Source organism: Paenibacillus sp. FSL R7-0026 (assembly GCF_038004485.1).
Lineage (GTDB): Bacteria > Bacillota > Bacilli > Paenibacillales > Paenibacillaceae > Paenibacillus > Paenibacillus xylanexedens_A.
In genome coordinates, this window is record NZ_JBBORG010000001.1 from 1,738,225 (window position 1) to 1,751,699 (window position 13,475).

Genomic DNA, 13,475 nt, shown 5'->3' on the forward strand with positions numbered 1-13,475 from the left:
ACCGCAACATTAGAACTGACGGGGCGAGAGGGAGAACATAACGGTGTCATGCACGCCGAGTTCGCTCTGTTGGACAAGGACGGGGTTAATGTATCCCTTGCTGCTGGAAATGTTGAATACATCAAACAGAACGGTGTGGACTTGGTGCCTGATGACCAGGAAACGCTATGGTTCAACGTTAGCAAGCCAGCCGGACATTATGTATTCGAGGTTAAGACCAAGGCAGGAGAAGAATATGTAGCAGTCCTTGACTGGGAACCGGACCCTATGCCGTAAGGCAGGAAAGGGGTATTTGTCATGCTTGAATTATCACTTGATACACTCAAAAAGTATCTGCGGATTGATGGTAATGACGATGACGAGATCCTTAATCTCTTAGTCGAAGCATCCAAAGAGTATCTGACGGGGGCGGGCGTACCGGAGTCGAATTCGGCTCTGTACCGCCTGGCTATCATGATGCATGTTGCTCTCAATTACGAGAACCGTAACCCGGCTATCAAGATTGAGAGTATTAACTTTGCGTTGCAATCCATCATTTTGCAGATTAAGGAATGGGGGAAACCGGAAGATGAAGTATCCAGTGATACAGACGTTTCGGGAGACACCAAAGTTTAACCGTTACGTCAAAGGCAAGGTTTTCGAGACAGAAGACAAGGAACGGGCTGAATACCTCCAAAAAGAGGGGTTCCTCGGTCCTGAGATCAAAGAGGAAAAGCCTAAAACCAGCCGGGGTAAGGCGAACACTGGAAAAGGCAAATCGGATGATCCGGGTGGTGATGTGAATGAATCCAGCAAAGCTGAACCGAAGGATACTCCTGCAAAAGAAGAGTAGCGGCGGGGAGGACGAATCTGGGTATCCAACAGAGCCTTCAAGTGATTGGGAGGATGTTATGACGCTCTACGCTTCAAGGGAGCCACTAAGGGGCCGTGAGTTCTTCACAGCGGCCGCTGCCAATGCTGAATTAACACTCAGATACAAGATCCGGTACAGAGAAGGCATCACGCCAGACATGCGATTTATCGATTTGAACAACAACCGCGTTTGTAATATCACGGCGGTCCTCGACGATCCTTTTGGAGATCGAACCGAGACGCATTTAATGGTATTAGAGGACCTTGCCAATGCGTAAGAGGCGCAATGGACGCGAAAGGGTGTGGTTGTTGTGTTGATTGATCTCGAGCCAGTCGTAGTCTCCGCTCTGCGTAATGATCCGGAGTTAATTGGTCTCCTTGGCCGTGATGCGAAGGGAAATACAAAAGTTTACCCGCTTGCTGCGCCAGACATATCGCTCCCGAAAGTAACGTTTTTCGAATTGACCAACTTCGATAACAAGTTTGCGAGTGATAAGGCACTAAGCAGTGCAATCCACTTTCAAGTTGACGTCTGGCACAACAGTAATACGACCAAAATCTCCAGCGTGGTCAACCATGTCATGGAGTCTTTGGGCTTTGTCCGTAGCGGGACGAACAGTCTTTATGAGGCAGATACAAAGATTTATCACAAGGTTTTACGTTATAAAAAAACACAGATAGGGAGTTGATTTATATGCCAGTAACAGGGATCGCGGTTCCGGTGGGTTTGCAGGACATTTATTATGCGAAATTAACAAAAGATGATGCTACAGGGGTTGAGTACGGAACACCGATTGCTCTTTTGCCTGCGATCACGGCGAATGTAACACCTACAGTTGAGTCAGCCACGCTGCACGGTAATGACGGTCCAATCGTAACAGCCAATGCGATCAGCGAGATTGAGGTAGAAATTGGAGTCGCTAACCTCGATTTGGAGCAGCAGGCCGATCTGCTTGGCTCCACAATCTCGGATGATGGTTTGCTCTGGGATAACTCAGACGACCAAGCGCCAGAAGTTGCACTTGGTTACCGCCGTTCAATGTCAGACGGTAGCTTTATTTATACATGGTTGCTCAAAGGGAAATTTAGTTTGCCTGCCGAGGAAGCAACGACGAAACAAGGGGAAGTTGAATTCCAAACACCTACCATAACAGGCACGTTCCTTAAGCGTGCTTATGACAATGAATGGAGAGTAAGGGCAGACAGTCGTAACGCCGGAAGTGCGGCAAAAATCGCAGCGTGGTTCACGGCGGTACCAGCGTCCCCAAAGGGGTAAGCCCTTTGTCCGCCACACTTGTACCGACAGGTCAAGAGGGAGAACACAACGGTACAAACCATATCGAATACGAGATGTTGGACGGGCAAGGGGGACGTATTTCCCTCGCATCGGATGATGTTGAATACATTAAGCGCAACAGCACAACTCTTACTCCTGACGATCAGGAGACACTATGGTTCAACGAAGAAAACGCCCCGGGCACTTATGTGTTCGAGGCTAAAACCATATCCGGCAAAATTTATAGAGCAACGCTCATCTGGAGTCCTTAGATGGCGCGGATGGAAATGACCGGAATTAACGAAATGCTGGCAGCCATAAGGCAGAAGATGGGTAACGCAGCCGAGAATCTTGAAAAGAAGACCCTTCGAGAAGGTGGTGCCATATTCGCCCAAGCGCAGAGTGAGTCTGTTGCTGTTAGTAATATCAACCACCTTCACATAAAGGACGACATCAAAGTCAGTGGCGTTAAGAGTAATGACGGGGATAAATACGTTGCTATTGGGCCTGGTCGTAAAACAGGTTGGCGTGCCCACTTTTTGGAGTACGGGACGTCTAAAATGCCTGCGCAGCCATTCATTTATCCGTCTTTTCATGAGCAAAAAGCAAAAGTCGCACAGTTTATGGCGGATGAGTTCGCTAAATATCTAAGGTGAAGGGGAGGGGGCATCCTCTCCTTTCTTCGCATTCACAAGGAGGAAATAATTATGTCAGACGTACGTGTTGTTAATATACCGATCACCCTGGACAAGGAAAGAAACATTGTATTTGATCTTAACGCCTTTATTGAACTTGAGGAGATCTATGGTACTCACAAGCAAGCTGTAGATGCTCTACAAAAAGGTGGGCTCAAACATATCCGTGCATGGTTGTGGGCAGGGCTGGTCCACGAAGACAAAGGACTCACACAAGAAAAAGTGGGCAGTATGTTCTCTTACTCCGATCCTGAAATTATCTTGGAGATTTCGGACAAAATCCTTCGTGCAGCATCGGGGAACTTACCAGAAACAAAAAACTAACTCCCCAGTCCTCCAGTAATGGGAATGGAGAATCAGAACATGCCGGATGGGACTGGGCATGGTTATATTACTTGGGCACCGTCATCTTGCAAATGCAGGAGGCGGCTTTTTGGCGTTGCACTCCAAGAAAATTGTTCGCTCTATGGGAAGTTCACAAGCGGGTTAACGGCTTGGGAGAACAAGAAGACCCGGTAGCTTCCGCAGCGCAGCAAAGGTGGATCGATCAATACATTTAGTCAGGGGGTGAGGTTTTGGCAGAAGAAATAGAAGTTGCTAACCTAGTCACCAAATTAACATTAAGTGATACAGGGGTCGAAAGATCAATGGCCCAATTAGGACGACAGATGCGTGTAATTCAATCAGAATCAGATGCAGCAGCATCGCGTCTCCGAGGCATGGGTAGTGCGGAAGAACAATTGCGATCTAAAGCCGATGGTTTGAACAGACAAATGGAGATCCAAGGGCAAAGGATTCTGAAACTCAAACAGCAGCATGAAGCATCCGCTCAAGCTAAAGGTGCAGATGCCAGAGAAACCCAAAACCTCGAAACCAGATTGAACCGAGCAGTCGCTCAATACAACAATATGAGTAATGCGCTCAGAAATACGGAAACAGATCTGGCACGACAAACATCCGTTTGGAACAGGCTTACAACGGCAATTGATGCCGCAGTTAGACGGATGGAAAACGCGGGCAGAGCTATGTCTCAGGCGGGTCAAAGCCTCACAATGATGCTCACTGTTCCACTTGCAGCTGTTGGTGGAGTGGCCACAAAGGCATCGATTGATTATGAAACTGCCTTTGCGGGTGTTCGCAAGACGGTGGACGCAACCGAACAGGAGTTGCAAGGTTTCTCGGATGGGCTACGGGAGATGGCTAGACAAGGGCCGACAACAGCTTCCGCACTTGCTCAGATAGCTGAATCCGCGGGGCAGTTGGGAATCAAGAACCAGGCGATCCTCGGATTTACGAGTACGATGTCCGACCTGGCAGTTGCAACAAATATGACGAGCGACCAGGCAGCGAAAGACCTCGCACGTCTTGCAAACATCACGCAGATGCCTCAACAGAATTTTGACCGATTAGGGGCTACAATCGTTGACCTAGGTAACAACCTAGCAACCACAGAATCCGAAATTGTTGCGATGTCCCTAAGACTAGCGGGGGCTGGTAACCAGATAGGTCTAACCGAAGCCCAGATCCTTTCATTAGGTGGTGCTTTGTCATCCGTTGGTATAGAAGCGGAAGCCGGGGGATCTGCGTTCAGCCGCGTTATGATCGACATGGCTCAGGCCGTAGCAACTGGCGGTACTAGTCTGAATAACTTTGCAATGGTTGCAGGTAAAAGTGCAAAAGATTTCAGTGCATCCTTTAATGCGGATGCAGCAGGTGCTCTACTTGATTTCGTTGATGGATTGGGCCGTATGTCAGAGGCTGGAGAAAACACGTTTGCAGTACTCGATGCTCTTGGTCTGTCAGAAATCCGTGTACGCGACTCGTTACTTCGTGCATCAGGAGCAGGTGATTTGTTCCGCGAAAGTATGGAACTAGGGACCAAGGCATGGGAAGAGAATTCAGCCTTAACAAAAGAGGCATCTGCAAGATATGCGACGACCGCATCCCAACTGCAAACACTCAAGAACAGAGTTATGGACGCAGCAATCACACTCGGTGACGTCCTTGTTCCGGTTATGATGAGCGCATTCGAGGCGTTGGAGCCTGTTATTCAATCTCTTACTCGTGGCGCTGAGGCTTTCGCAGTGTTGGACCAATCAACGCAGACGACTATCATAACCGTTGCAGCGGCTGTGGCAGCACTTGGTCCTTTGCTTTTGATAGCCGGCCAATTAACAATCAACATTACTGCGCTCGTTCCTGTAGTTAAGGCTTTGGGAACTGCCTTTATGTTTTTAGCTACAAACCCAATTGGGTTGGCTATCACTGCCATTGCTGCAAGTGCAGCGATCCTTACTAGTGCTCTGATTAGCACGAAGCAGGCAACAGAAGAGTTACAAGCAGCACAAGAATCCTTGCAGTTGGTCCAGCAAAACGGGATAGACCGGGCTGAGATCGACGCTACAGAGGAAAAGATTGCGAAGCTTAACGAGCTTGCGGAAACATATAAAAAGCTTGTCACTGCTGCTGAGGAATCCAATGCGGGTAAGCTCGGGAACACCATGAAAGCATTGGTGTTTGCAGCTGATGAATTGGGCGTGGAATTGGATGATCTACGCGAGACAGCCCGTTCATTCGGGATCGATCTGGAGTACATTGACAAGTCGGGTAAGTTGACTACCAAGTCGCTGCAGCAAATCAAATCCGCTAGCGACACATACACGAACGCCATTAAGAATGCCCGCAAAGAAACGGCGGCGGAGATCAATGACATGGCTCGAGCTATCGCTGTTCGTAATCAGCAAATAACCAGCACACAGAACGTGCTCAAGGCATATCAGAACGCCAAGAATGGTTCTAAAGAGTGGCAAGCAGCACAACGAGATTTGATAAATCAGTTCCCTCAATTTGCAACTGCAACAGGAATTAACACCAAAGCAGTCGAGGGATTGCTCCTCATGAAGCGTCAAGAGATTCAGGCTGAGTGGACTAGCATCCAAGTTAAAGCGCAAGAGGCCCTCCAAGAAAAGCGAACAGCAATTGCCAAGCAGGAAGCCGCAATCACCGTTGCAAATGCCATTAATAAAATCGCTGGCTCCAGCGGCCTAGCAGAGACAGCACTGCGAAAAATGAATGAAGAACTAGCCCGGATGCGTGGGGAAGCGGCGGCATTGCAGGCACTTATCGATATGAAGCCAACGGATTTCAAATTACCTCCTGTACAAGCGGTTCCCGTCACTGGTTCCGTGTCTAACCTCGATCTTGGAGATAAAGCAAAAAAAGATAAGTCTAGCAAAGGCAAAAAAGATAAGGCCGAAAAAGCGTACGAAAACAAAGCTCTTGATGCTGCATACAAGCAAATGGAACACAAGAAGAAGATGGATCAGCTCACACTCGAAAGTGAGTTGAAGACTCTCGAAACTATCAAGTCAAAATACGTTAAAACGGCTGAGGAACGTATGGAGATCGAGGAGCGCATTTATGCCGTCAAGAAGGCTCTGGGGGATCAATCCTTGGAGACTGCTATGAAGGACTATGAACGTTCTAAATCCTTGGGCAAGCTCACTGAGAACGACGAAATTAATCGTCTGAAGCGTATCAAGAAGCTTTATGCGGACTCAGCCGAAGAGCGTGAGCGCATTGATGATCTTATCTTTGCCGCCACTCAGCGCAAGATTGAGAAGGAAAAGGAAGTCCGTAAGGAAGCAACTGATTATACATCCAAAATGCTGAAGGCAGCATATGAGGATCGGCTGGCTCGTGAGGAATTGAGCGCTGAGGAACAGTACAAGCTCGAAGATAAGTTGTTGAATGATCAGATATGGCTCAACAAGAACTACTTGGAGAAGGTCATGAAGGATTCCCGTTACAGTGCTCAGGAGAAAAAGGACATTGAGCGTGAAGTGACGGAGGCGATCCGAACCCAGACAAACGACCGCCTTAACCTGGCGAAGAAGTTTGCGGAGGAAGAGAAAAAGATACTGGAGACTAACAAGAAAGAACAGATTGAAAGTATCAATAACCTTTCTAAAGGTATTCAGGATGCGCTTAAGGCCAAGTATCAGGCCGAGAAGAAGATTGAAGAAGATTCGATAAAAGAGTCCATTAGTGCTAACGAAGCTTGGAAGACAAGCCAGCTAGACTCCATCAAAACGATTTATAACGCTCGTGTGGAAGCGGCTCAGAAGGCTGCTGATGAAGAGATTGCAAGGATCAACAGTGTGGTCAATGCTCAGATTGAAGCGATTCAAGCGCAACTTGACGCATTGGACGAAGCTGAGAAGCAACGTACACGCGCCGAGATGGATGCCGATGACAAGAAGAAGATTGATCGACTCAGCGGCATGATTGAATATGAGCACGATGAGTTCAATCGTGCACAACTCCAGAAGGAACAGAACAAAATCATAGCCGACCAGAACGAGCGTCATCGATTGGAGCAGCTTGCTGACACCAAAGAAGCCCTCAAGGGAGAGCAAGACGCCTTGAAAGTTAAACTTTCTGCTGAGACCCAGGCAATCAAAGATAATTTGGCTTTGAAAAAAGAAATTATGCAGGCAGACTATGACGCTGATGTCGCCAGGATAAATGCTCTGTATGAGCAACAGAAAGCGTCACTAAATGCACAGTTGGCCGAGACACAGGCCACGTACGATAAGATGCTTGATGCCAAGAAGATTCAGGCCGAAGCCGAAACGATGATCGTTAAAAATCAGCAAGAGGACATCATTAAATTGCTAGATGGTTTTGGTGATGCATACAACACGACCGGACAAACGCTTGGGGATAAGATGTACCAGGGATTTGCTGAAAAGGTTAACCAGATCCAAACTTTGATATCATCCATCAATGCTCAGATAGATTCGGCTCGAAGTTCTGCTTTGTCCGCCCTTAACACGATCAGTGCAGCAGGGGCGTCCTCGGCGGCATCCAGTGGCAAGACATCATCAAGTGGTGGCACGGAGACGAGGACTGGAGTTAAGGTTGAAGTTGTCAATAACTTTAATACTAAAGTGACCTCACCGAGCGATATAGCTCGTGCAACTCAGCAAGCAGCGCAAAAAATGGCTTATTAAGGAGGTGCCAGATGGAAAGGGTCACATATACGAATGCTCGCGGAGAGAGCCTTGTACTCGGCACCTCAAAGCCGTTTTATCTTGAGAGAATCAAGGGTACTGGTGGAGTTCCTGGCGATTTGTTATCTACACAATCACCGTATCAAGATGGGTCATCTTTTGTAGAGATGCGGCTGGCTGACAGACCTATTGTGGTCGAAGGTGGAATTGTCGCAAATTCTCGGGAACAAATGTATCAGTATCGCAGGGACTTCATGCGCATTCTCAATCCCAAACTAGGGCTGGGTAAACTGGTTTACACCAACTCGGCCCGCAGTTATGCGATACAGGCGATTGCTGAAAATACACCTGAATTTGATGACCGAATCGTAAACAACCAGCCTTTCACAATCAACTTTATTTGTCCTGACCCTTACTTCACTGACGAAACTCAGATTTCAAAAGGATTGAGGTTTGAATCTGGCGGTCTCACGTTCCCTTTACGCTTGCCGACTCAATTTGCATACAGCGCCTACCGTGGACTATTTCAAAATGACGGTGACGTTGAGACTCCGGTCGAGATCCATTACAAAGGGCCAGCACTCAACCCAGTGGTGATTAATGAGACAACCGGAGAGTTCATAAAGGTAAATTATGATCTCGGTGAGAACGATGTTTTGGTAATAAATACAGCCTTTGGACAGAAGAGAGTTGAGGTGGTCAATACGGATGGGACCAGGACAAACGTGTTCCACTGGATTGACTTGGGCAGCACCTTCTTTCAACTACAGCCAGGCCGTAATATGTTGCGATATGACAGCGACCGTGAAGGTGACCGATCTGTAGCAACAGTGACCGTGTACTGGTATAACCGATACGGGGGTGGTTGATGTGAAGATACCTTCAGTGCGGGTCATTGACCGCGATTTTAATTTACTTGGTGAAATAGACGATTATGAGAGCTTGCAATTTACCCGAAGGTTCTATCGTGCTGGTGAGTTTGAGCTGCACATTGCTCTCCATAAGCAGCACGCAGATAAGCTGCAGAAAGAAAACATCATCATCATTGATAACAAGGGGCATAAGTCGGGTATCATCCAGTACCGTGAAATTGGTCAAGATGACAAAGGTATAGAAACACTTATTGTAAAAGGTCCTTCCCTTGGTGGGGTACTGGATCGCAGGGTAACCGTAACTGATAACTTTGACAGGGTGCGTGGTCCTGCTGAAACAGTGATGAAGCACTATATTAATAATCATTTAATTAACGGGGAATTCCCAGACAGGAGGGTTCCTTTTTTTGCGAACGCAGCTGACCAGGAACGAGGAACTGTTACTCCGTGGCAAAGTCGTTTCGAACCGTTGAGCACTGTCGTTCAAGGGGTTGCAGAGTGGTGTGATATTGGTTGGCTTGTTTCCCTTGACTATGCTCTAAAAAAATGGGTGTTCGACGTTTTGGAAGGACGAAATCTCACAGCTGGTCAATCTACGAGACCACCAGTTATATTCAGCCACGAATTCGATAACATTGAATCCCAATCATTTATTGACTCCAATCAGCAGTATAAAAATATCGGGTACGCCGGGGGCAAGGGAGAATATGAGGAGCGACTGATACAAATGGTTGGATCGGGTACCGGTTTGGATAGACGAGAGGTATTTTTGGATTGTTCCAGTGCAGAAGACGCAGCAGAATTGGTTGATATGGGCAACCAAAAACTCGCGGAACAAAAACGGCTGCTCACCTTTGACGGGAAGATACTGGATACTCGCAGTTTTGTTTTTGAGAAGGATTGGGACCTGGGTGATATCGTAACAGTTCAAAACAAAAAATGGGGACTTACACTGGACAGCCGAATTACTGAGGTCAAAGAGATATACGAACCAGTATCCAAGATTGAAATCTCGCTCGGTGACGAGATCCCGACTATAACCCAATTTGTCAAGCAGCTTAAAACAGATGTAAAAAGGAGTGGATGACATGCCTCAAAAGTCAGGATTTTTCGATACAACTGCAGACGACCCACGGGACTATCCTGCCCGGGAGTTTGCGGAGTACTTCGCTCGGTTCGTGGGTAACGGCATTTTCAGTGGTGGCACTAAACTGAAAGTGTCTGCAACAGGCACGAATGCCAATGTGAAAATCGAAATTGGTTTCGGTTGGATTAACGGTTATCTCTACAGTGTCTATGATGAGGCTTTGACGCTTACTGTGCAGCCTGCCACCAACGCCGACAGGATTGATAGAGTAATCCTGCGTCTGGATACAAGCACGCCTGTACGAGCAATCAGGGCGATGGTCCTGCAAGGCAACCCGGCTGCTACTCCGGTTGTTCCTGCTATAACACGTTCAGGTGACGTGTATGACCTCAGCCTGGCTCAGATCCTGGTTAAAGCAAACACATCTGTTGTGCTTCCTGAGAATATCACTGACGAGCGGCTGAATAGTGCAGTTTGCGGGGTCGTAACCGGATTGATCCAACAAGCGGACACTACAGCAATATTCAATCAGTTTCAGGCATGGCTCAATACAAAGACAGCTGAGTATCAGGCAGAATGGAGAGCTTTTCTTGAGTCCGTACAAGATGAGGGGTTTGCTACAACTCAGTATGTGGACAATCGGGTTCTAACGGGTGGTTACGGGGCGACAACTAATAGCGCCAATGCATACTCAGTAACACTGATCCCTGCGCCCACGGCGCTTGTAGCTGGCCTGAGGGCTACCGTGAGAATTAACGCAGCCAATACTGGAGTAGCCACCTTGAACGTGAATGGGCTCGGTGCGAAAAGTATCTTGAAATCGAATGGTACTGTACTGACTTCCGGATACTTGAAAGTAAACTCTGTTTACTCACTTGTCTATAACGGCACAAATTTTATCTTACAGGGTGAAGGGGGTGAGTATGGAACAGCGGTAGCAGCTGAAGTATTGGCACCGAAAACAATCGGAACAGAAATCGGGATTGTCACAGGAACCATGCCGGATAGAGGGGCAGGGGGTACGGTGATACCAGGTACGGCAGATCAGGTAAAGGCAGCTGGCTACTACAATAGTGCGATTACGATCAAAGGCGACCCAAATTTGATAGCTTCAAATATCAAAAAAAACGTACCTCTGTATGGACTTGTCGGGACCGCTGCAATGGAGTTTGAGCCTGGTGATTTCAGTATATATACTAGATCGACATATACGGGACAAAGTAATTCATCTATGAGAATGGTTGGTGGCGTAACTCCCTCTATCGGCGGGACATACCGTGTGTCGTTCCACATGACACGGAATGGTGGTGTCTCTGCTTGGTCAGAAGCTCGAATCTATGTTAATGGTGTGCCACGGGGTACGCTCAGGACAGTTGTAAACACTACGTATACGGAAGACATAACAATTAAAGCAGGCGAAGAAATTCAGTTTTGGATACGCTCGGGCAATGCAGAAAACTATGTGTATGTCCAAAACGTTACGTTATCTGTCCTCTATTCACAAACCGAGAGGAGTACGTGAAAATGAAGTATAAATATGAGTATAAAACACCAGAAGATAGAGAAAAATTACTGAATGAAAATAGTACTCTGATTTTAATAGAGGAACAAAATATATCAGATGGTAATTTTCTGATATTCGCAGATGAGCCAGACATTATCCGTAATTATGTAACCGTACCTGAGGAAGAATTCGAGGGGATTAAACAGGAAAGTGTTCTGTTGAAAGCGCAAAGTAACGCTTTGTCTGAACGTGCTGACTTTGTAGAAGATGTTATTGCGGAAATGGCAACTCAGGTCTACAAATGATTCAGCGCTTCATAACCTGGTTGCTTCTGAAAGGAGGTGACGCGACTATGATGGCTATGTTCTTTGCACAACGTGTTATTTTGAACAAAACGGAATTCAAAGCTGTTCCTACATCTTTGCAGGACGGAGTAAAAGAGATTTTGATCGATAGTGGACTGGAATTTCTAATCACTGAGTAACCAGCGTTCCGCATATGGAGCGCTAATTTTATGCCCTCTGGAGTGGTCAGGGGGCTTTTTCATATTACAGAGAGAAGCGGGGGACGGATATGGATGCAAACCAAGGAGGTGTGATCGACATGCAGGACAGCACGAACACGCTAGTCACTCTTCAAATTCAACTTGCAAGAATCGAAGAGGGTATAAAGCCTTTGGCTGCGCTGGTGCCTGCGGTGGCTGAGGTAAAGGATGTTTCCAAAGAAGCTCTCCAGTGTGCTCAACAAACAGCAACCAAGTTGTCCGAGGTGGAAGCTACTTTGAAGCGTGCTGAGGATACAGCGTATGAGGCGAAGCGAAGAGCGGATGAAGCAAACCGGAGATTGGATAAACAGGAAGAATCCCAGAAATGGCTCAAACGAACATTCTACGGCGCCATCATTGCTGGAGGAGGCAGTGCAATTTTCGCGATCGTTTGGGCCGGTATCAAGATAGGGGGTGCAGCATGAATCCATTCGAAGGTTTTCGATTGACCAGTCCGTTTGGCTGGCGTATTCATCCCGTTCATAAAACCCGTAAATTTCACAAGGGCGTGGACCTTGTTGTAAGTCCATCAAACGGCCCTCTGTACGCTTTTGTAGGCGGCGAGGTGTTACACGCTAAGATGGGCGCCACAGGCTCAGGATTCGGTAATTACGGCAATACGGTAGCTATCAGGGACGACAAGGGATATCTGCACGTTTATGCTCACATGTCTTCTATTTCGATTTCTGTGGGACAGAGAGTAAAGCAAGGGGACAAGATTGGTAACCAGGGCAGCACAGGCATAAGCACTGGACCACATCTGCACTATGAGATCCGGAAGAAATCCAGCCCATCATTTGGCTTCACTGTCGATGAGTCCGGAGTGGTGGAGCCAACGCAATACCTGATTAATTATTATGGGCAGCAGCCTGCAGTAGATAAGGGGGATGAGCCAATGACGGCGGAGGAAAAGAAACGGGTTGAGGATCTGGAAGCCACATCAAAAGCGCAGGCAGAATGGATCAAGGCTGAAAAGGCCAAAGCCAATATGCCATGCCCAGACTGGGCAAAAACGGCGTATGAGCACTACAAGGATTACATTGCAGACGAGACAGGCAGTTACGAATTTTGGAGGTTACTTGTAGTTAATTACCGGAAGGAAAAAGGTATTAAGGTTACCAAGGAGGCGAATAAGTAATGGATACAGTATGGAATGAATTAGCACGTCCGATCATCACGGATGTGCTTTTTGGTGTGATTACATTGTTCGTTGCAGCAGCGGGTATATTTCTGTTGCGAAAGTGGAAAGAGCTTGGCAAGTACATCAGTGCTAAAAGGCAGGCTACCAAGGCTTTAGGTGCAGAGTCTATACAAAATACGCTTTGGAGTATTGCGCAGGAAGCTTATGTTAAGGCAGAGTACGCAGCCGAGAAGTTGGCCGGATCTGAAAAGATGGATATCGCCTTGAATTATGCGTTAGATAAACTACGTGGATTGGGCATTAACCACACACGAGATGAGGTTAAGACTAAGATTCAAGAGGCATGGGTTAAGCTGGATAAAGTGCCCAATCAACAGGCTACTACAAATGTGGTGCCGCAAATTACAATCAGTCATGATAACGCTAATCCAGAGGCGGTTGCCAAAGTTCTAAGGGAAGAAATTGAGAAGGCGGTCCAATCGGGGTGAA

The 13,475-nt window shown here is 47.3% G+C and carries 18 protein-coding genes; all 18 read left to right on the forward strand.

Going from position 1 to position 13,475, the window contains the following annotated elements; genetic code table 11:
* The first annotated feature begins 48 nt into the window (after positions 1–48).
* The 18 genes from MKY44_RS07955 (at position 49) to MKY44_RS08040 (ending at position 13,474) form a co-directional block, all read left to right on the forward strand.
* Positions 49–276, forward strand: a complete 228-nt coding sequence (locus tag MKY44_RS07955; protein ID WP_341006671.1) for a hypothetical protein — start codon at positions 49–51, stop codon at positions 274–276.
* Positions 277–297: 21 nt separating this feature from the next.
* Positions 298–615 carry a head-tail connector protein gene (locus MKY44_RS07960; protein WP_341006673.1) on the forward strand — a complete coding sequence of 106 codons (318 nt, stop codon included), beginning with the start codon at positions 298–300 and terminating at the stop codon, positions 613–615.
* Positions 569–832: a hypothetical protein gene (locus MKY44_RS07965; RefSeq protein WP_341006674.1), complete on the forward strand. Its 264-nt coding sequence runs from the start codon at positions 569–571 to the stop codon at positions 830–832. The genes MKY44_RS07960 and MKY44_RS07965 overlap by 47 nt, the downstream gene beginning before the upstream one ends.
* Entirely contained in the window at positions 783–1,130 is a 348-nt protein-coding gene (locus tag MKY44_RS07970; protein ID WP_341006675.1) for a phage head closure protein, read from the forward strand. The genes MKY44_RS07965 and MKY44_RS07970 overlap by 50 nt, the downstream gene beginning before the upstream one ends.
* Positions 1,131–1,163: 33 nt before the next feature.
* The gene (locus MKY44_RS07975) at positions 1,164–1,541 is read left to right on the forward strand and encodes a hypothetical protein (protein WP_341006676.1); all 378 of its coding nucleotides are present in this window, start codon (positions 1,164–1,166) and stop codon (positions 1,539–1,541) included.
* A 5-nt stretch (positions 1,542–1,546) separates the two neighbouring features.
* On the forward strand, positions 1,547–2,128 hold the full coding sequence (locus tag MKY44_RS07980) for a major tail protein (RefSeq protein ID WP_341006677.1): 582 nt from the start codon (positions 1,547–1,549) through the stop codon (positions 2,126–2,128).
* A gap of 5 nt (positions 2,129–2,133) precedes the next feature.
* The gene (locus tag MKY44_RS07985; RefSeq protein ID WP_341006678.1) at positions 2,134–2,400 is read left to right on the forward strand and encodes a hypothetical protein; all 267 of its coding nucleotides are present in this window, start codon (positions 2,134–2,136) and stop codon (positions 2,398–2,400) included.
* Positions 2,401–2,784 (forward strand): HK97-gp10 family putative phage morphogenesis protein, encoded by a 384-nt coding sequence (locus MKY44_RS07990; protein ID WP_341006679.1) that lies wholly within the window; start codon positions 2,401–2,403, stop codon positions 2,782–2,784.
* Positions 2,785–2,835: 51 nt separating this feature from the next.
* Complete coding sequence (locus tag MKY44_RS07995) at positions 2,836–3,147, forward strand: hypothetical protein (protein ID WP_341006680.1); 312 nt, start codon at positions 2,836–2,838, stop codon at positions 3,145–3,147.
* A 251-nt stretch (positions 3,148–3,398) separates the two neighbouring features.
* Positions 3,399–7,838 (forward strand): phage tail tape measure protein, encoded by a 4,440-nt coding sequence (locus MKY44_RS08000; RefSeq protein ID WP_341006681.1) that lies wholly within the window; start codon positions 3,399–3,401, stop codon positions 7,836–7,838.
* Positions 7,839–7,849: 11 nt separating this feature from the next.
* Positions 7,850–8,707 (forward strand): distal tail protein Dit, encoded by an 858-nt coding sequence (locus tag MKY44_RS08005; RefSeq protein WP_341006683.1) that lies wholly within the window; start codon positions 7,850–7,852, stop codon positions 8,705–8,707.
* 1 nt (position 8,708) lies between these two features.
* Positions 8,709–9,797 carry a siphovirus ReqiPepy6 Gp37-like family protein gene (locus MKY44_RS08010; protein WP_341006684.1) on the forward strand — a complete coding sequence of 363 codons (1,089 nt, stop codon included), beginning with the start codon at positions 8,709–8,711 and terminating at the stop codon, positions 9,795–9,797.
* Between the two features lies 1 nt (position 9,798).
* Positions 9,799–11,319, forward strand: coding sequence for a hypothetical protein (locus MKY44_RS08015; protein ID WP_341006685.1), 1,521 nt, complete (start codon positions 9,799–9,801; stop codon positions 11,317–11,319).
* 2 nt (positions 11,320–11,321) lie between these two features.
* On the forward strand, positions 11,322–11,606 hold the full coding sequence (locus MKY44_RS08020; protein ID WP_341006686.1) for a hypothetical protein: 285 nt from the start codon (positions 11,322–11,324) through the stop codon (positions 11,604–11,606).
* A 47-nt stretch (positions 11,607–11,653) separates the two neighbouring features.
* Entirely contained in the window at positions 11,654–11,785 is a 132-nt protein-coding gene (locus tag MKY44_RS08025) for a hypothetical protein (RefSeq protein ID WP_341006687.1), read from the forward strand.
* 89 nt (positions 11,786–11,874) lie between these two features.
* Entirely contained in the window at positions 11,875–12,270 is a 396-nt protein-coding gene (locus tag MKY44_RS08030) for a hypothetical protein (protein WP_341006688.1), read from the forward strand.
* Positions 12,267–12,983: a M23 family metallopeptidase gene (locus MKY44_RS08035; protein WP_341006689.1), complete on the forward strand. Its 717-nt coding sequence runs from the start codon at positions 12,267–12,269 to the stop codon at positions 12,981–12,983. Before MKY44_RS08030 ends, MKY44_RS08035 begins: the two co-directional genes overlap by 4 nt.
* Positions 12,983–13,474, forward strand: a complete 492-nt coding sequence (locus tag MKY44_RS08040; RefSeq protein WP_341006690.1) for a phage holin, LLH family — start codon at positions 12,983–12,985, stop codon at positions 13,472–13,474. The genes MKY44_RS08035 and MKY44_RS08040 overlap by 1 nt, the downstream gene beginning before the upstream one ends.
* The last annotated feature ends 1 nt before the right edge of the window (position 13,475 follow it).